The 16,199-nt window shown below is 61.2% G+C and carries 19 protein-coding genes and 1 tRNA gene; 8 read left to right on the plus strand and 12 right to left on the minus strand.

Annotation, left to right across the window (positions count from 1 at the left end):
• Positions 1-24: 24 nt before the first annotated feature.
• The gene (locus ACR0C9_RS17705) at positions 25-621 is read left to right on the plus strand and encodes a LysE family translocator (RefSeq protein WP_170454818.1); all 597 of its coding nucleotides are present in this window, start codon (positions 25-27) and stop codon (positions 619-621) included.
• Here the strand turns inward: ACR0C9_RS17705 and ACR0C9_RS17710 are convergent, their stop codons facing one another.
• Positions 622-1,455 (minus strand): AraC family transcriptional regulator, encoded by an 834-nt coding sequence (locus tag ACR0C9_RS17710; protein ID WP_480585209.1) that lies wholly within the window; start codon positions 1,453-1,455, stop codon positions 622-624.
• Positions 1,456-1,576: 121 nt separating this feature from the next.
• On the opposite strand from ACR0C9_RS17710, the gene ACR0C9_RS17715 reads away from it, so the two are divergent.
• Positions 1,577-2,539: an acetyl-CoA carboxylase carboxyltransferase subunit alpha gene (locus tag ACR0C9_RS17715; RefSeq protein ID WP_480781592.1), complete on the plus strand. Its 963-nt coding sequence runs from the start codon at positions 1,577-1,579 to the stop codon at positions 2,537-2,539.
• A gap of 4 nt (positions 2,540-2,543) precedes the next feature.
• Here ACR0C9_RS17715 and ACR0C9_RS17720 read toward each other — a convergent pair whose 3' ends face one another.
• The 3 genes from ACR0C9_RS17720 to ACR0C9_RS17730 form a co-directional block, all read right to left on the minus strand.
• Positions 2,544-3,674 (minus strand): lytic murein transglycosylase, encoded by a 1,131-nt coding sequence (locus ACR0C9_RS17720; protein ID WP_480781593.1) that lies wholly within the window; start codon positions 3,672-3,674, stop codon positions 2,544-2,546.
• A gap of 112 nt (positions 3,675-3,786) precedes the next feature.
• Complete coding sequence (locus ACR0C9_RS17725; protein ID WP_170454826.1) at positions 3,787-4,434, minus strand: GntR family transcriptional regulator; 648 nt, start codon at positions 4,432-4,434, stop codon at positions 3,787-3,789.
• A 39-nt stretch (positions 4,435-4,473) separates the two neighbouring features.
• Entirely contained in the window at positions 4,474-5,160 is a 687-nt protein-coding gene (locus ACR0C9_RS17730) for a M48 family metallopeptidase (RefSeq protein ID WP_480708619.1), read from the minus strand.
• Positions 5,161-5,260: 100 nt separating this feature from the next.
• On the opposite strand from ACR0C9_RS17730, the gene ACR0C9_RS17735 reads away from it, so the two are divergent.
• Both ACR0C9_RS17735 and ACR0C9_RS17740 read left to right on the plus strand, forming a co-directional pair.
• On the plus strand, positions 5,261-5,587 hold the full coding sequence (locus tag ACR0C9_RS17735; RefSeq protein ID WP_170520078.1) for a TIGR02300 family protein: 327 nt from the start codon (positions 5,261-5,263) through the stop codon (positions 5,585-5,587).
• 136 nt (positions 5,588-5,723) lie between these two features.
• Positions 5,724-5,799: transfer RNA gene (locus ACR0C9_RS17740), tRNA-Ala, on the plus strand.
• A 36-nt stretch (positions 5,800-5,835) separates the two neighbouring features.
• On the opposite strand, the gene ACR0C9_RS17745 is transcribed toward ACR0C9_RS17740, so the two are convergent.
• From ACR0C9_RS17745 to ACR0C9_RS17760, 4 genes are all read right to left on the minus strand, one after another.
• Entirely contained in the window at positions 5,836-6,957 is a 1,122-nt protein-coding gene (locus ACR0C9_RS17745; RefSeq protein WP_170624326.1) for an alanine racemase, read from the minus strand.
• Positions 6,954-8,201 (minus strand): D-arabinono-1,4-lactone oxidase, encoded by a 1,248-nt coding sequence (locus tag ACR0C9_RS17750; RefSeq protein ID WP_480781594.1) that lies wholly within the window; start codon positions 8,199-8,201, stop codon positions 6,954-6,956. The genes ACR0C9_RS17745 and ACR0C9_RS17750 overlap by 4 nt, the downstream gene beginning before the upstream one ends.
• A gap of 88 nt (positions 8,202-8,289) precedes the next feature.
• On the minus strand, positions 8,290-8,811 hold the full coding sequence (locus ACR0C9_RS17755) for a DUF2478 domain-containing protein (RefSeq protein ID WP_170454843.1): 522 nt from the start codon (positions 8,809-8,811) through the stop codon (positions 8,290-8,292).
• 71 nt (positions 8,812-8,882) lie between these two features.
• Positions 8,883-9,548: an NnrU family protein gene (locus tag ACR0C9_RS17760; RefSeq protein WP_170520071.1), complete on the minus strand. Its 666-nt coding sequence runs from the start codon at positions 9,546-9,548 to the stop codon at positions 8,883-8,885.
• 146 nt (positions 9,549-9,694) lie between these two features.
• On the opposite strand from ACR0C9_RS17760, the gene ACR0C9_RS17765 reads away from it, so the two are divergent.
• Both ACR0C9_RS17765 and ACR0C9_RS17770 read left to right on the plus strand, forming a co-directional pair.
• Complete coding sequence (locus ACR0C9_RS17765) at positions 9,695-10,357, plus strand: DNA-3-methyladenine glycosylase I (RefSeq protein ID WP_480781595.1); 663 nt, start codon at positions 9,695-9,697, stop codon at positions 10,355-10,357.
• Positions 10,358-10,399: 42 nt separating this feature from the next.
• Positions 10,400-11,086, plus strand: coding sequence for a hypothetical protein (locus tag ACR0C9_RS17770; protein ID WP_480781596.1), 687 nt, complete (start codon positions 10,400-10,402; stop codon positions 11,084-11,086).
• Positions 11,087-11,089: 3 nt separating this feature from the next.
• Here ACR0C9_RS17770 and ACR0C9_RS17775 read toward each other — a convergent pair whose 3' ends face one another.
• Positions 11,090-11,491, minus strand: a complete 402-nt coding sequence (locus tag ACR0C9_RS17775) for a c-type cytochrome (RefSeq protein WP_480781597.1) — start codon at positions 11,489-11,491, stop codon at positions 11,090-11,092.
• Between the two features lie 92 nt (positions 11,492-11,583).
• Here ACR0C9_RS17775 and ACR0C9_RS17780 point away from each other — a divergent pair, with 92 nt between their 5' ends.
• On the plus strand, positions 11,584-12,021 hold the full coding sequence (locus ACR0C9_RS17780) for a DMT family transporter (RefSeq protein ID WP_170633984.1): 438 nt from the start codon (positions 11,584-11,586) through the stop codon (positions 12,019-12,021).
• On the opposite strand, the gene ACR0C9_RS17785 is transcribed toward ACR0C9_RS17780, so the two are convergent.
• Positions 12,005-12,691, minus strand: a complete 687-nt coding sequence (locus ACR0C9_RS17785) for an ABC transporter ATP-binding protein (protein ID WP_480781598.1) — start codon at positions 12,689-12,691, stop codon at positions 12,005-12,007. The two genes, ACR0C9_RS17780 and ACR0C9_RS17785, sit on opposite strands and share 17 nt — an antisense overlap.
• On the minus strand, positions 12,684-13,979 hold the full coding sequence (locus ACR0C9_RS17790; RefSeq protein ID WP_480781599.1) for a lipoprotein-releasing ABC transporter permease subunit: 1,296 nt from the start codon (positions 13,977-13,979) through the stop codon (positions 12,684-12,686). The genes ACR0C9_RS17785 and ACR0C9_RS17790 overlap by 8 nt, the downstream gene beginning before the upstream one ends.
• A gap of 374 nt (positions 13,980-14,353) precedes the next feature.
• On the opposite strand from ACR0C9_RS17790, the gene ACR0C9_RS17795 reads away from it, so the two are divergent.
• Positions 14,354-14,713, plus strand: a complete 360-nt coding sequence (locus ACR0C9_RS17795) for a hypothetical protein (protein ID WP_170454857.1) — start codon at positions 14,354-14,356, stop codon at positions 14,711-14,713.
• A 36-nt stretch (positions 14,714-14,749) separates the two neighbouring features.
• On the opposite strand, the gene proS is transcribed toward ACR0C9_RS17795, so the two are convergent.
• Positions 14,750-16,090, minus strand: coding sequence for a proline--tRNA ligase (gene proS, locus ACR0C9_RS17800; protein WP_170454859.1), 1,341 nt, complete (start codon positions 16,088-16,090; stop codon positions 14,750-14,752).
• Between the last annotated feature and the right edge of the window lie 109 nt (positions 16,091-16,199).

Consider the following 16,199-nt stretch of genomic DNA (forward strand, 5'->3'; position numbering starts at 1 on the left):
GCTTTTGGCGCAAAAATTCGCCCCATGACTTACGACATCCTTCTGGCCCTGATTGTGTTTGCCTTCGTATCCTCGATCACTCCGGGGCCGAATAACCTGATGCTGATGGCGTCAGGGGCCAATTTCGGCTTTCGCCGCTCGATCCCGCATATGTTGGGAATCGGGCTTGGCTTCACCTTCATGGTCCTGCTTGTCGGCGCGGGGCTGGTGCAGGTGTTCAACCAATACCCGGCCAGCTACACGGTGCTGAAGGTCGCCTCGGTGGCTTATCTGCTGTATCTGGCCTGGAAAATCGCACATGCTGCGCCCGCCGGTGGAAAGGCCGAAGTCGGCACACCGATGACATTTCTGCAGGCCGCCGCGTTTCAGTGGGTCAACCCGAAAGCCTGGGCCATGGCACTGACCGCGACCACGGCTTACGCGCCCGATCAGACACTGAACGTGATCGTTGTCGTCGCGCTGGTATTCGGCGCGGTCAATTTACCGTCGGTCAGCACCTGGACCCTGCTGGGCCAGCAAATGGCGCGGTTCCTGACGAATCCGCGCCGGTTGTTGGTTTTCAATTGGACCATGGCAGCACTGCTGGTCGCCTCGCTGTATCCGGTCCTGTGGCCAAGCTGATCACTTCAGGGGAAGACAGATCTCGGTCAGCAACTCTTCGGGCGGGGTTTCGCGCGGATCGTTGAGGTAGATTTCATAGCATGGCTGATCCGCAGGCTCTTCGCCGGACTCGGGCAACCAGTTGCCGAACAGGCTGTGATAGGCGGCCTCGATCCCGGAATAAGGGCCTTTGTAGGTCAGCACCGCGGTCTTCCCGCCGGGGATTTGCATGTCCTCCATGCCTTGGGGCGTCTCATCGCCCCGGAATTCAGCCCCGGCATAGCTGCGCAACTGATCCTCGGGCACGTCATCGGGGCTGTCGAGGTACAGCGCCAGAACCGGGCCGATCTGGGGCCAGAGCTGGCGGGATTCGCACAAGGCACCAAAGGCCTCGAAGCTCTTGCCGATTTCGGAATAGGCCCCCTTGTGGGGCAGCGCGATCACACGGCGGGCGGGTTCGGTACGGGTTGTCACGGGATGCATCGGGTATCCTCCGGTTCTAAAGTTGGGATGAGCCGGCAGAAACTGCCCCGCCTTGCGAAAGGCACCGGGGCTGCTGCCATAGGCCTCGGTAAAGGCCCGCGCAAATGAGCTGGGGTTGGGATAGCCAACGGTTGCCGCGACCTGGGCCACCGGTGTGTCGGTTCGCACCAACAACGTCGCCGCACGGTGCAAGCGCAGGCGTCGCACAGCCTGAGCGCAGGTCTCACCGGTCAGGGCGCGAAACACGCGGTGCCAGTGAAACCGGGACATGGCGGCGACATCGGCCAGCGCGTCCAGTGACAGATCCCCGGCAGGGTTGTCGTGGATATAGCTCAGCACGCGCAGAACCCGGTCTTCGTAGCTGGTTGCCATCGGCATCCTTCCTTCTCATTGCTTTCCTCAGCTTGCATATTCACGGCCCACAAATCTTGCTGAGTTGCATCCGGGGCGACGTCAGGTCATATAGCAGGGAACTTCCGCGTTGAGAGGCGTCATGACCCAGTATCTGGATTTCGAAAAACCACTGGCCGAGATCGAAGGCAAAGCTGAAGAGCTGCGCGCATTGGCCCGTGCCAATGAAGAAATGGACGTGAGCGAAGAAGCCGCCGCGCTGGACGCCAAAGCCGCCAAGCTGCTGGATGAACTGTATGCCGATCTGACCCCGTGGCGGAAATGTCAGGTGGCGCGCCACCCCGAACGGCCCCATTGTCAGGACTATGTCAAAGAGCTGTTCACCGAATTCACGCCGCTGGCGGGCGACCGGAACTTTGCCGACGATCTGGCGGTGATCGGCGGGCTGGCCCGGTTCAACGACCAGCCGGTGATGGTGATCGGCCATGAAAAGGGCAGCGACACCAAATCGCGGATCGAACGGAATTTCGGCATGGCCCGCCCCGAAGGCTATCGCAAGGCCGTGCGCCTGATGGAGATGGCGGGCCGGTTTGGTCTGCCGGTGATCACCCTGATCGACACGGCGGGTGCTTACCCCGGCAAAGGCGCCGAGGAACGCGGCCAGTCCGAGGCCATCGCGCGCTCGACCGAGATGTGCCTGAAAATTGGTGTGCCACTGGTGTCGGTCATCATCGGCGAAGGTGGGTCCGGCGGGGCCGTCGCCTTTGCCACCGCCAACCGCGTCGCGATGCTGGAACATTCGGTCTATTCGGTGATCTCACCCGAAGGCTGCGCCTCGATCTTGTGGAAAGACGCCGAGAAGATGCGCGAAGCCGCCGAGGCGCTGCGCCTGACAGCGCAGGACCTGCACAAGCTGGGCGTCTGCGACCGGATCATCCCCGAGCCCAAGGGCGGGGCCCATCGCGGTCGCCCCGAGGCGGTTGAGTCGGTGCGTGACGCCATCGCCGCCATGCTGAAAGAGCTGGACGGCAAGGACGCAGCGGCCCTGATCAAGGACCGCCGCCAGAAATTCCTGGATATCGGGTCGAAAGGGCTGGCGGCGTAAACCGTCAGCCGCCCAAACGACGCAGCAGATCAACCGATGGCTCGCCGGTCACAGGCAGGCCATTGGCGCGCTGATAGCCGCTGATGGCGGATTTGGTGTTATTCCCGATCACCCCATCCGCGCCCTGCGTGTCATACCCGGCCGAGGTCAGGCGGCGTTGCAGGTCTTTGCGGTCCTCCAGCGTCAGACCCGTGGCATCCGGCCCGAACGAGGCCTGAAACGGAGCCCCTCCGGCGATCCGGTCCGACAGGTGCCCCACGCCAATCGCATAGCTGTCCGAGTTGTTATACCGCTTGATGACATTGAAATTGCGGAACACGGCGATACGCGGCCCCGGCTCCTGCGGTTGCAGCACCGCAACCGGCGTGCCCGACACGGCGCCGACCTCGCCACCCCAAGGCTGGCCGCGCACCCAACCGGCACGGGATAAATAGGCCGCCGTCGAGGCCAAAGAATCCGTCGGATCATCGGACCAGATATCGCGCCGACCGTCGCCGGTGAAATCCACCGCATAGGCCAGATACGAGGTTGGGATGAACTGAGTATGCCCCATCGCCCCGGCCCAGCTGCCGGTCATGTTGGCGGGCGAGGTGTCGCCCTCCTGAATGATCTTCAGGGCTGCGACCAGTTGCTTTTCGAAAAATTCTCCGCGCCGCCCCTCATACGCCAAGGTGGACGTGGCTGAAATCACCGGCACGTCGCCGCGCCGCGCGCCGTATCGGCTTTCCAGCCCCCAGACGGCCACGACAACCTCTTTGTCGACGCCGTACTGCGCCTCGATCTGCGACAGCGTCCCATTGTAGCGCTGCAACATCTGCCGCCCGGTGCTGATGCGTTCGTCCGAGGCGGCGATGGCCAAGTAGTCCTCAAGCGAGCGTTTGAATTCCACTTGATTGCGGTCGCGCTCGATCACGCCGGGCAAATAGCCCGCACCCTGAAAGGCCCGATTTATGGTCGTCTGGGAAATCCCCTGCGACGCGGCTCGGGATTTGAAATTGGCCACCCAGGCATCATAGCCCGCATTCGGCACCGACTGCATACGCGACGCACGCGCACGGGATGGCGCGCCCTCGTCGCTGCACCCGGCCAATATTGCCGCGCCAAGGCCAATGGAAAAGCTCCGTCGATTGATCATGACTGAAATCTGCTCTTGTTTGTGATTTGCCTCAGCCTAGCGCAGACCGGACGCGCAAACCAGAACGACCGAGAGTGGCTGCCGCCAAATCGACGCTTCGGCGGTTCGCCGCTTAAGCAACCAGCAACCGCAACCCCTGTGTTACGTCGGAGCGCACGGCAAGGCGCAACCCCGGCTCGTCCCCGGCCTTCAGCGCGGCGATGATCAGCTTGTGATAATGCGGCGGCTCGGTGCGCCGAAGCCGCCCGTACAAGGACCGCATGGTGGGGCCAAGTTGCAGCCAGACCGTCTCGGCCATGGCCAACATCGCGGGGGCCTGCGCGCGCAGATACAGCGTCCTGTGAAACTCCAGATTCGACCGGATATAGCCCACGGCGTCGCGCTTGGTCACCATTTCGGCGACGGTCATGTTGATGGTCTGCAACCGGTCGATCAGCGCGATATGGGCACGCGGCAGGGCGCGGCTGGCCAGTTCCACCTCAAGCAAGGCGCGCAATGCGGCCAGTTCCTCGATCCGGTCATTCGTCAGTTCCGGCGTCGAAACCCGCCCCGATGAGGACAGAAACAACGCCCCTTCCGCCGCCAGACGGCGCACCGCCTCGCGCGCAGGCGTCATCGAGACATCGAACTCCTTGCCGATCCCACGCAAGGTCAGCGCCTCGCCGGGGGCGATCTCTCCGTGCAGGATACGGGACCGCAGAGTGCGATACACCCTGTCATGGGTTGCGATATGCGAGTCGGTCGGGCGTGTAGCTAACATGGTCTCATGTGATCACAAAAACCTGCGGGGTCAACTCGACTACGCGTCAAAGCGGTATCTGTGCAGCATCGCTCCGTTTTCACGCAACCACCGGCGCGGGGCATCATAGGGGCCAAAAATACGTTCGACCTGCGCCCAGAATGCGGGCGAATGGTTCATCTCGGCCAAATGCGCCACCTCATGCGCGGCGACATAGTGCAGAACTTCGGACGGCGCGAGGATCAGGCGCCAGGAAAACATCAACCCGCCATGCGAACTGCACGACCCCCAGCGGGATCGCGTGTCCCGCAGCGTCAGACTGGTGTACGAGCGCCCCAGAATGGCGGCGTAATCATCGCAGGCCCCAGTCAGCCGATCCCGTGCAAGTTCTTTCAGAAACCGGGCCAGACGTCGCCCCTCGGCCCCGGCAGGCACGGCCACCGAGTCTGTGCTCAGCACCACCCGCCGCCCCGGCGCGGGCACGATTCGACGCTCGGTGCCTTCGATCCAGATCACACCGCCCAGACGCACCTGTTCCAGATCGGGTTGGCCTGCCAAATGCTGCCGGATCCACTCCTCTTTGCTGCGCGCGAAACTCAACGCTTCGGCCTCGGGCACGCCTTGCGGATAGGTCAGGGTAACCCGCCCGTCCAATTGGGAAATCCGCAGGCTGATCCGCCGCGCCCGCGTCGATCTGCGCAGCGTCAGCGGCACCGGCGGCGTTCCCGGCAAAGCGTGATCTCCCATATCCCGACCTCTTCCGCGCAAAGGCTTTGACAGTGCCCGCCGCCTGTGGCAGGTGAACTGAATCTTTTAGACGACTCACCTGATATCAAGGGGATTTGACATGCCCAAGGAAGAATGGGGCGTAAAGCGCGTTTGCCCGACCACCGGTAAGCGATTTTACGACCTGAACAAGGACCCGATCGTCAGCCCCTACACGGGCGAGATCGTGGAGCTTGAAACCGGCAAAAGCCGGATGATTGCCGCCGATGCCGAGGACGCAGCGACCGCGAAAGCACGCGAAAACGCATCCGAGGATGATCTGGTTCTGGATGATGACGACAATGTCGACGTGGATCTGGACGACGATCTGCTGGACGATGATGACGACAACAACGATGACGTCTCGCTGGACGACATCAAGGACATGTCATCAGAAGACGAAAACTGATCTTAAGGCGGCCCTGGGCCGCCTTGGTTCTTTGTGCGGATGGCGACGGAAAGTTTTTGCACAATTCTATTTTTGGACTTGCACTCCCCGCCGTCGTCTCATAAACGTCCGCCCACTGCTTCGGCAGTACCCGGATGGGGCCTTAGCTCAGTTGGGAGAGCGCTTGCATGGCATGCAAGAGGTCAGGGGTTCGACTCCCCTAGGCTCCACCAAATCTACCTGGATTTGCAGTCTAACAAGACCACCAATCAATTCGGCAAAGTTTGCCACTCGTCGACTACAGCGTCGCTGCATACCGCAAGGACTGTACCGAACTGGTTCAGAACAGCCTCGCTTTGGCTGGGGCGTAGCAAGGCGATGTCGCCGGGTCGGGCTGCGCTTGTGGCAGGTCCTGTCCAAACCTCCTGATTGCTGGAGCGACCGAATATTGAGGAATAGGCGAACCCCTTTGGATGCACCGGATGTGCGAGGTAGTGACCGCCAAACACGGCGATATCGGTTTTGCGACGGGGCAGAAAATCCAGCCCGGGCAACCCGTTGCCGGGCATGGCCTTGAGAATTGGCGTCCCTATAAACGCCGCTGGCTGAAAGGCACGGGTCGCGCTGTGGTCAAAATCCGAGGGTTTGACCAGAACCGAGCCAAAGGCGACCTCGGTCGCTGAATTGTCCGAGGCATGGGTCTGGAACGTCAGGCTGCCCCCGGTATTCAGGCACAGGCCTGCGCCTTGATCCGGCAGTGCGGCGACCGCGCAGCGAAAGGTCTGGGCCGAGGCGCGGGCCGCTCTGTTTCTCAGAAAGCCTGGCAGTTTCGCCAGATGGGCCTCATAGCCCATCACACCGCTCAGCCGTGCCAAGGGATGCGCTTGGATGCCCTTGGCGACCTCGGCGACCTGCTCGGGCGTCAGACCGCCGCGATGCAGACCGATGTCGAGTTCCAGCGACAGGCGGAGCCGGGACTGGGTCTGATCGGCAAGGGCCAGATACTCACGCAACCGGTCGGGCGTATCGATCAGCCATTGCACCCGCTCCGCCGCGTCAGGACAGGACGCCAGGACACGGGCGGCGGATCGAACCGGCAGAGGCTTTCCGCTCAGGTGATCCGTTCCGCTTTCTGCTTTCAGCAAAGCCGTCAGCATCGGCGCAGAGAACGTCATCAGGCCTGAGGTTGGGATCAGGCCCCTGATATGATCCAAAAGCGGCAGGCAGGGCAGAGATTTGGCCACCAGTCGCCGATCCAGCGCAGCATCCGCGCCAGCATCGGCGGCTGCGCAATTCGCCTCTAACCGGTCCAGATCGACGGCCACAACGGGCTGATCTACGCCATGTTTGTGCAGCGTTTCGGACAATCGTTTTAGATACGGATCGCTCATGGCCGGAACAGCCGCGCCAATGCGGGTGTCAGGAATTTATCCTGCGGGTCCAGCTGCGCGCGCAAGGCACAGAAGCGGTCGAAATCCGGATAAAGCCCGGACAGGTCCTTGTAGGTCAGGCTGTGCATCTTGCCCCAATGCGGCCTGCCCCCGGCCTCAAGGAACAGCGGTTCCAGCGCATTGAAGTACCGGCTGTGATCTTGATCCGCATCCGTGTGAACCGCGACCGAGATCCGGGGGCCGCCCTGAAATGGAGACAGACACGCAGTATCTCCGGCGGTTTGCCGAACCTCGATCGGGAAATAGATGTCCTTGTGATCCCGTTCCAGCCTGCGAAATACTTCGTTCAGCACGTCACCGGCAGTATCGGGCGGCAGATGATATTCCATTTCCTTGAAACGAATATGTCTGTCGCTGCACAGAACCTTCCAGCTTTCACCAACATAGTCCTCGTCGGACTGCGCCAGCGTCAGCAGTTTCAACAGCGCGGATCGCAGGCCTGCGCTGAAGCGGCCCGCATTCCGGGCAAGTTTCAGCACCTTGACCGCGATCATATCCAGATCGCGCGGCGCCTTGCTTTCCGGACCATCAACAACGGCATGCCTCAGTTCGACCGCCTTGCCGGTGAAGGGGATGTAGAAGAATTCGAAATTACGGTTCTCGGCCCAGTTCTGGTGCATATTGGCCAGACACTCTGACAAATCGGTCAGGGTCACGCGTCGGCGCAGGTTGTATTTGGGCACGACATTGATGCGTGCTTCGGTCAGCACCCCAAGCAGGCCAAGCGATACCTGTATCATTTCCAGCGGCACGTCACCCGTGGTCAAGATCTCTCCGCCTGCGCTGATCAAACGGGCATCGGTGATCTCGGCCGACAAACAGGGCAAGCTGCGCCCGGTGCCGTGGGTCGCGGTTGCGGTTGCACCGGCCAGAGACTGCGCGTTGATGTCACCGAGATTGCGAAAGGCCAGACCCTGTTGACCCAGTGCGGGCGACAGGTCGCGCAGGCGGGCGTTGGCGTTCACCCAGACCTGACTATCCTTAGCGTCGCCGACTGCGGGCAGGTTCAGGTTTGACAGGTCCAGAATTCTGTCGGCCCCGGCCACAATGGGCGTAAACGAATGCCCGGCCCCGACTACACGCAGGCTTTCGGGCGCGGATACCGCCTGCTGCAACTCTGCAAGCGTTTCGGGGCGCGCGACGTTGATCTTGGCGCTTTCGTTCCCTGCCCAGTTTGACCACATGCTCCTGCTCCTCCGTTGCAAGAGGATTGCAGCCAGCAGACTGTAAAACAAGTCAGGGAATCAGCGCGTTACGCTACGTGACCCGCACCTAAGCCGCGTTGGCCCGCTGCGCTGAGACGCGCTTGAACCACTCGGACACGGCGGTCAGGTCCGGGGCCAGCTGCTCGGCCTCGCCATCCGTGAACTCTTGAAACTTTTCGCTGTTCATCCCATTCACACCGACCAGAACCGGGATGTCCTGCGCCAATGCCTCGGCAATCACAGGGCGGAACCCACGGCCATCAGCTTCATGCTTGCCGAACTTGTTGATGATCAATAGCTGCGGCGCATCCGACAGCGAGGCGGTGACATAGCCAACCGCCTGTTCCAGCGCCGCCGGGTCCAGACGACACCCACGGGATTCGGTCCCCAAGGATTGGGAAATCCGGATTGTCTCACCTTCCGGCAACACGCGCACATCCATGTCGCATTTGCTGCTGTCAGCGCATTCCGTGTTGGTCTGGACAACGCCTGCCAGCTTCGCGCCCGATGCCAGCAGGTGCTCTGCCACTGCGCTCAGCAAGCGGTCGGTTGCGCCGCGATCGGTGGTTGTGACATAGGCCAGATTCATCTTTGGACCCCCGTGGGATGAGTTTCAGAGTTTCAAATAGCACGCCGACTGCGGCTCGACCACTCCCGGCGTCAGGGAAGCGGCGACAGGCCGGTCACGAGAGGGTGTAGCACAAGCAGCACCGCATAGGCCGCAACCGCGCTCACCCACACCCAAGGCCCGGGCCAAGGGCGGGGCGCGCGCAGCGACAGGCGCGCGGTATTGCGCGACAGGCGCACCCACTCTGGCCCCATTTCTCGGGCCTTGCGGCGATCGATCAGGGCCATTCCCATCAGCGCGAACCCGGCAAACAACCCAAAAAGGATCACATGGGACAGGCTGCCATTGGCGACCAGATGCGCGGCGGCCCACAGCATCAGGGCGGCAAGGATGGGATGGCGCGTGGTGCGCAGAATACCCGGGCATTCGGGGTCAAACCTGCGCGTACCCATGCCACCAAACGAGAACGGGTTTTCGATACTCAAACCGGCGACTGCCAGCCAGCACACAAGCGGCATGACCAACATCGGAACCCATCGCAGGGCCTGCGCCGGTGGGATGATCTCGACATAAGGCGCGTTTGCGGCGGCTATGATCAGCCAGATCAGCACTGCGACGGACAACAACGAATAAGCGGCGAAATAGGCCCGCCGCCCCATCGCATCGATCAGCCATCCACGAACGGGTGGGCGCACGGGTATGACGTGGCTGAGCAGAAATACTGTCAACGCTGCTATGAAGATGCCCCATCCGGCCATTTCGATCTCCGAACCTGTTTTCTGGAATTGGTAGGTTTACCGGACCGGCGGGTCTTTGTCCGAAATCAAGTCGCCGGGCCATGGATTGGCAAAACCTCCTGCAATCTGGCATCAAAGAAAAAGCGTCACAGGCGGAGGTCGCAACAATGCGTTCATTTGATGAGATTTTTGACATCGCAGCAGGTCGCCACGGCGGGGTCGACGCCCTGAATGCAAACCTGAGCAAGCCCAAAACCCCCGCAGAACTGGCTGCGATGCCCGAGGATCGCTGGCTTGCGACCCTGACCAAATGCATCTTTCAAGCCGGGTTCAACTGGAAGGTCATCGAGGCCAAGTGGGGCGGATTTGAAGAGGCGTTTGACGGCTTCGACGTGGGCCGCTGCGCCTTTATGGATGACGAGAAATTCGACGCGCTTTTGCAGGACACACGTATCGTGCGCAACGGCACCAAGATTGCCACCGTGCGCGACAATGCGGCGTTTCTGCTCGAACTGAGGGGTGAAGGCGGTGCCGGTCAGGTTCTGGGCGGTTGGCCCTCGACCGATTACATCGGCCTTCTGGCGATGCTGGCAAAACGGGGATCACGGCTGGGCGGGGCCTCGGCCCAATATGCGATGCGGTTTGCCGGGCGCGACAGTTTCATCCTGTCACAAGACGTGACAGCCCGGTTGATCGCCGAAGGCGTGATCGACAAGGCCCCGACGTCCAAAAAGGCGCTGGCTGCCGTGCAAGAGGCATTCAATGCATGGATGGATCAGTCCGGACGCTCACTGACGGAAATCAGCCGTGTTCTGGCGATGAGCATATGAAAACGGCTTGCGGAACCGATGGGGCAAGCTAAATTTTGCTTCATGGGTTTGCGTTTTTTGGTTCTGGCGTTTCTGTTTCTGGCGGCTTGCGGACGCCCGTTGACTCAGCAGGAACGCGACTTTGCTGATGCCGTGCAAGGCGAGACGCTGAATCTGGATCGCGTTCGTCTTGTCGAGGGTGCCCCGGTCGCGCCGATCACCTATTACCGCGAAGCCCGCCCGCGTCTGGCCTGCCGCGAGCGCATTCTGCCCCCGGTCGAGCCGGGACCGGTCACCGGCAAGCCTGCGGCCATCGCCTTGTTCAACAAGGTCTATTTCGCCCGCGACTGGTATCTTGAGGACTATATGTCTGACTATCCCGAGCAGATGAACCTGATCGCGGCCATGTTGCTGGCGCATGAATTGACCCATGTCTGGCAATGGCAAAATCGCAAGACCACTGGCTATCACCCCCTGCGCGCAGCGGCAGAGCATGGCGGGCGCAAGGATCCGTATCTGTTCGATCTGGATACCTCGCCCGATTTCCTGTCCTACGGCTATGAACAGCAGGGCGCGATTGTCGAAGAGTATGTGTGCTGCCGCGCGCTGGACCCACAGGCGCAGCGGACCAAACGGCTGCACCGGATGCTGGGCGCGCATTTTGACCTTTCTCCGCTGCCGCAGGAAGGGCGCGAGCGTGCGGTGGCCATCCCATGGAACGATGCGCAGGTCGAAGGGATCTGCAGCTAAGCGTCAGTTGCGCTGCAGGGTTTTCAGATACGCCACCAGATCGACGATTGGCTGACTTGTCAGGATAGGCTGGCCATCTTCGGTTTTCATCGACGTGTCTTGCCCGTCGAAATACGGCCCGTAGACCGGCATCGGGCTTCCGTGGCTGACCAACGGATCACGCCCGTCGATCCGGGCAACAACCCGCGCGGTTGGAAAGCCACCCCCTTTCGCCAAGCCGGTCAGGTCGGTCGGCTGAATGACCAGAACCCCGGCCATCGGACCGTGGCCGGTGGCATCTATGCCATGGCACGTCGCGCAATAGTGCTGATACAATTCCGCGCCCGTTTGCGCATCCTGCGCCGCGGCGCTGTGTCCGGCGAACATGAGCAAGGCAGATACAGTTCCGAGCTTTGACCACTTCATCGCATCCTCCTGTCAGCATTGGCATTTACAGGCTTGCCCGAGCCGCGGCTTGGCGCAATGATCCAGATCAACGAGGCAGGAGGGTTCGGGCCATGACACAATACGCAGCCATCATGCTGGCCGCAGGGATCGGTGTTCCCATTCTGGCCGCATTGAACGCGGCGCTTGGCAAGCTGATTGGGTCGCCCACCACCGCTGCCGTGGTCCTGTTTGCCATCGCCTTTGCCGCGTCGGCCCTGGTGATGCTGCTGTTTCCCGGATTTGAGGCGCTGTCCAAGGTGGCGCAGGCCCCCAAACACCTGTTGCTGGCAGGCGTTCTGATCGCGTTTTACGTGCTGTCGATCACCCACGTTGCCCCGCATTTCGGGGTCGGAAATGCCGTCTTCTTCGTTCTGCTGGGTCAGTTGATCAGCACAGCCGCGATTGACCATTTCGGGCTGTTCGGCGCTCAGATAACGCCCCTGACATGGATGCGCGCTGGTGGGATTGCCGTGATGGCCGTTGGCGTGGCGATCACTCAGCTGGCTTGAGAACGCCGCCTTCAAGCCGCACCATCCGGTCCATACGCGCGGCAAGCTCCATGTTGTGTGTGGCGATCAGGGCAGACAGGCCCTCATCCCGCACCAGCACCATCAACGCATCGAACACCTGATCCGAGGTCTCGGGGTCAAGGTTCCCGGTTGGCTCATCTGCCAGCAGAACCTTCGGCTTGTTCGCCAGCGCGCGGCAGAACGCCACGCGCTGTTGTTCGCCGCCCGACAACGCCGCCGGGCGGTGGCTGGCGCGTGGGGCCACGCCGACGCGGTCCAGCAGGTCCATGGCCCGCTCCTGCGCCGCTTTTTCAGAGACGCCGTTGGCCAGTTGCGGCAGGGTGATATTTTCCGACGCTGTGAACTCGGGCAGCAAATGGTGGAACTGATAGACAAAACCCACATCCTGCCGCCGCAAGGCCGTTCGCGTCCGATCGCCCTTGCCGCTGACATTCTGCCCGCCGATCTCGACCTGGCCGTCATCCGGCATGTCCAGAAGGCCCGCGATATGCAGCAGGGTGGATTTGCCAGCGCCCGACGGCGCAACCATCGCCACCGCCTCCCCCGCGCGCAGGACCAGATCGACGCCGCGCAAGACCTGCACCTCGCCCGGAGTGCCTTGCAGATAGGTCTTGGTCAGGCCCTTCAGTCGCAATGTCACATCATTCATAGCGCAGCGCCTCAACCGGGTTCAGCCGCGCCGCGCGGCGGGCGGGAAAATAAGTGACGATAAAGGACAGGCCCAGCGACAAAGCTACGGCCTTGAGCACGTCGCTCAGGTGCAGTTCAGCCGGAAGGGCATAGATGCCGCGAATGGACGGATCCCAGACGCCACCGCCCATCACATAGTTCACGAAAGAGAAGATCGGATCGATATAGATCGCAAACAGGCAACCCAGGATCACGCCCATCACGGTTCCGATGATGCCGGTGAAGGCACCGCAGATAAAAAACACCCGCAGGACCGAGCCCTCGCTCAGACCAATCGTTCGCAAGATGCCGATGTCGCGCCCCTTGTTTTTGACCAGCATGATCAGGCCCGAGACGATGTTCATTGCCGCAATCAGTACGAGGATCGACAGGATGATGAACATCACGTTGTCCTCAACCTCAAGCGCGCGCAGGAACCCGCCCGAGGCGTCCTGCCATGTCCAGATCTGACTGCGCTGGCCCGACGCTTCGAGGATCGGGATCAGGATCGGACCCAGCGCCTCGGGTTGGGTGACCATCACCTCGATCTCATCCGCCACGCCCTCGCGGTTGAAAAAGCCCTGAGCTTGGGAAAACGGCATGTAGACGCGCGTGCGGTCGATATCGTAGCGCCCGGCAGAAAACACGTAGACCACGCGATAGGCATTGACGCGCGGTGAGGTTCCAAAGGCGGTTTTCACCCCGTTGGGTGAGGTCAGCTTGACCGTATCCCCCACAGTGGCCCCGATGCTGCGCGCCACGCCCGAGCCGATGGCGATCACATCCTCGCCCGTCTGAAACAGGGACAGATCCCCTGCCGCCTGTTCGGCTTGCGCAATGCCTGGCAGGTCCATCAGGTCATCGGGACGGATGCCAAATACCTCGACCCCGCTGCTGCGGTCGCGGTTGGTGATCAGCACCTGACCTTTGACCAACGGCGCAGCCCGTTCGACGCCCGGCACCTCAGCGATCCGCGCGGCCCGTTCCTCATAATCTGCCATGGTGCGCACCGGGCGGCCCTGCGCGTCAACCTCGCCCGAGGAATACACGGCGACATGCGCGTTGGCCCCAAGGATCGTGCCCACGAACTCGGCCCGGAACCCGGACCGCACCGCCAGGGTCGCGATCAGGGCAAATACCGCCAGAGTGATCCCGATCAGCGAGATCCACGTCATCACGCTGACGCCCCCCTCGGCCCGGCGGGCCCGAAGGTATCGCCACGCGATTTTCCATTCGAAAGGGGCAAAAGGCGGGGGTGTCTTGGCCATGCCTGCTCCGGTCTTGTTGTTTGGCGGCGACCCTTTCGGCATTTCGCGCGATGGTCAAGCCGCTTATGGGCGTGTCGGTCCCGGCAGGCGAATTCGGCGTGGAAAACCCCAATATCGAACCGAATCAGTTCCGGCTGCCGGACACAGCGCTCAGATAAAAAGTGATATTAGAATCAAAGACTACACTATTGGTTGTGACGACCTTCACAGACCACGCGTCATTGTTTCAGCTATGAAGTCAATATCGGCATTGCGTGATCGACTGAACTCAAAATGCCACATATAGTAAGCAATATTATTTCGCTTTTTGCTTATTTTCAGAAACTTTGTCACCCTGCTTGCGGGGGAACACATTTCAGAGCGGGGGTCGCTCAATGAATATTCACAATACACCGGAAGGGTTGGACCCGATTTTGGTCCGCGCATCATCAACGGAATTGGATTGCGAAACGGCCGCGTTGCTGCGGGCCGCGATCCGGCCAATCTTCGCAAAAGCAGCAAGCTGGGGCAGCTTAGCGGATCGGCTAAGGGAAAAGGGCTATCGCCTTGCCTTTCTCAAAGGCCGCCTTTGCATCACCGATCGTACAACCGGTCAGCGCATCTGCGGGATACGGTTTCTGGGCTTTGAGCTGAAAGAACTGGTCAACCGGCTGGGCCGCCCCATCGTGGTTGCACGCGGCAATCAGGCGGATGGCGAGCTGCTGATCGCCCGCCCTGCGTCGGCGCGGTTGTAACACCGCGCCAGCATTGATCGAGGCCTATCGCCGTGGTCAGGCGATACCCTGATAAATTTCAGCGATCTTGGTAACAGCCGCCTCGGGGCTTAGTTCTTCGCTTTCGCCGGTCCGGCGGCTGGTCAATTCAACCACACCGTTTTTCAAACCACGCGGTCCGACAGTGATCCGCCAGGGCAGACCGATCAGGTCCATCGTGGCAAACTTGCCCCCGGCCCGTTCGTTGCGATCATCATAGAGCGGCTCAAGGCCTAGTGCCGTCAGCGCGACGTAGAGTTTCTCACAGGCCGCATCCGCCTCTTCATCGCCCTGCTTCAGGTTGACGATCCCGCAATGGAACGGGGTCACGCCTTCGGGCCAGATGATGCCCTTGTCGTCATGGCTGGCCTCGATGATCGCACCGATCAGGCGGCTGACGCCGATACCGTGGCTGCCCATATGTACCGGAACCGGCTTGCCATCGGGGCCCTGAACGGTCGCGCCCATGGCCTCGGAGTATTTGGTGCCGAAATAGAATATCTGGCCGACCTCGATCCCGCGCGCAACGCGGCGGCGATCTTCGGGGACCTCGTTGAACAGCGCCTCGTCATGGGTTTCATCGGTGCGCGCGTATTTCGAGGTGAACTCTTCCAGGATCGCCTGACATTGGTCGCGGTTGTCATAGTCGATCTCCCGATCCCCAAAGGTCAGATCGGTCACTGCGCTGTCATAGAAAACCTCGGACTCGCCAGTGTCGGCCAGTACCAGAAATTCATGCGTGTCGTCGCCGCCAATGGGACCAGAGTCCGCGCGCATCGGGATTGCTTGCAGACCCATGCGTTCATAGGTGCGCAGATAGCTGACCAGATGGCGGTTATAGGCGTGCAGCGCGTCCTCTTTCGTCAGGTCGAAATTGTAGCCGTCCTTCATGTAGAACTCGCGCCCGCGCATAACACCAAAGCGCGGGCGGATTTCGTCGCGGAACTTCCACTGGATCTGGTACAGCGTCAGCGGCAGGTCCTTGTAGCTGCTGACATGGCCGCGGAAGATGTCCGTCACCAATTCTTCGGCTGTGGGTGTATAGAGCATGTCGCGGCCATGGCGGTCCTGCATCCGCAACATCTCCTGACCGTAGTCGTCATACCGCCCGGACTCGCGCCACAGGTCCGCCGATTGCAGAATCGGCATCTGGATCGCGATATGACCCGCGCGCGCCTGTTCTTCATGCACGATGTTTTCCAGCTTGCGCAGCACTTTGAAGCCCAGCGGCAGCCAGGAATAAATCCCGGCGGCGGCCTGCTTGATCATCCCGGCGCGCAGCATCAGCCGGTGGCTGACGATCTGAGCCTCGGAGGGGTTTTCCTTGAGAACGGGCAGAAAGTAACGGCTGAGGCGCATGGGTGGACCTTCAAAGGTGAATTTGGACTTCAAAGGTCATTATTCCAAAGCCCCGCCGGGGGCAATCGCGCATTGGCGAATTTGCGACCCCAGACCTGTCGGTTTTTGA

The organism is Ruegeria sp. C12 (genome assembly GCF_056537745.1).

Excerpts from the sequence above, each read along its gene's own strand:
- ACR0C9_RS17705 (WP_170454818.1), top strand. The coding sequence starts at position 25 with ATGACTTACGACATCCTTCTGGCCCTGATTGTGTTTGCCTTCGTATCC.
- ACR0C9_RS17710 (WP_480585209.1), bottom strand. The coding sequence starts at position 1,455 with ATGGCAACCAGCTACGAAGACCGGGTTCTGCGCGTGCTGAGCTATATC.
- ACR0C9_RS17715 (WP_480781592.1), top strand. The coding sequence starts at position 1,577 with ATGACCCAGTATCTGGATTTCGAAAAACCACTGGCCGAGATCGAAGGC.
- ACR0C9_RS17720 (WP_480781593.1), bottom strand. The coding sequence starts at position 3,674 with ATGATCAATCGACGGAGCTTTTCCATTGGCCTTGGCGCGGCAATATTG.
- ACR0C9_RS17725 (WP_170454826.1), bottom strand. The coding sequence starts at position 4,434 with ATGTTAGCTACACGCCCGACCGACTCGCATATCGCAACCCATGACAGG.
- ACR0C9_RS17730 (WP_480708619.1), bottom strand. The coding sequence starts at position 5,160 with ATGGGAGATCACGCTTTGCCGGGAACGCCGCCGGTGCCGCTGACGCTG.
- ACR0C9_RS17735 (WP_170520078.1), top strand. The coding sequence starts at position 5,261 with ATGCCCAAGGAAGAATGGGGCGTAAAGCGCGTTTGCCCGACCACCGGT.
- ACR0C9_RS17745 (WP_170624326.1), bottom strand. The coding sequence starts at position 6,957 with ATGAGCGATCCGTATCTAAAACGATTGTCCGAAACGCTGCACAAACAT.
- ACR0C9_RS17750 (WP_480781594.1), bottom strand. The coding sequence starts at position 8,201 with ATGTGGTCAAACTGGGCAGGGAACGAAAGCGCCAAGATCAACGTCGCG.
- ACR0C9_RS17755 (WP_170454843.1), bottom strand. The coding sequence starts at position 8,811 with ATGAATCTGGCCTATGTCACAACCACCGATCGCGGCGCAACCGACCGC.
- ACR0C9_RS17760 (WP_170520071.1), bottom strand. The coding sequence starts at position 9,548 with ATGGCCGGATGGGGCATCTTCATAGCAGCGTTGACAGTATTTCTGCTC.
- ACR0C9_RS17765 (WP_480781595.1), top strand. The coding sequence starts at position 9,695 with ATGCGTTCATTTGATGAGATTTTTGACATCGCAGCAGGTCGCCACGGC.
- ACR0C9_RS17770 (WP_480781596.1), top strand. The coding sequence starts at position 10,400 with ATGGGTTTGCGTTTTTTGGTTCTGGCGTTTCTGTTTCTGGCGGCTTGC.
- ACR0C9_RS17775 (WP_480781597.1), bottom strand. The coding sequence starts at position 11,491 with ATGAAGTGGTCAAAGCTCGGAACTGTATCTGCCTTGCTCATGTTCGCC.
- ACR0C9_RS17780 (WP_170633984.1), top strand. The coding sequence starts at position 11,584 with ATGACACAATACGCAGCCATCATGCTGGCCGCAGGGATCGGTGTTCCC.
- ACR0C9_RS17785 (WP_480781598.1), bottom strand. The coding sequence starts at position 12,691 with ATGAATGATGTGACATTGCGACTGAAGGGCCTGACCAAGACCTATCTG.
- ACR0C9_RS17790 (WP_480781599.1), bottom strand. The coding sequence starts at position 13,979 with ATGGCCAAGACACCCCCGCCTTTTGCCCCTTTCGAATGGAAAATCGCG.
- ACR0C9_RS17795 (WP_170454857.1), top strand. The coding sequence starts at position 14,354 with ATGAATATTCACAATACACCGGAAGGGTTGGACCCGATTTTGGTCCGC.
- proS (WP_170454859.1), bottom strand. The coding sequence starts at position 16,090 with ATGCGCCTCAGCCGTTACTTTCTGCCCGTTCTCAAGGAAAACCCCTCC.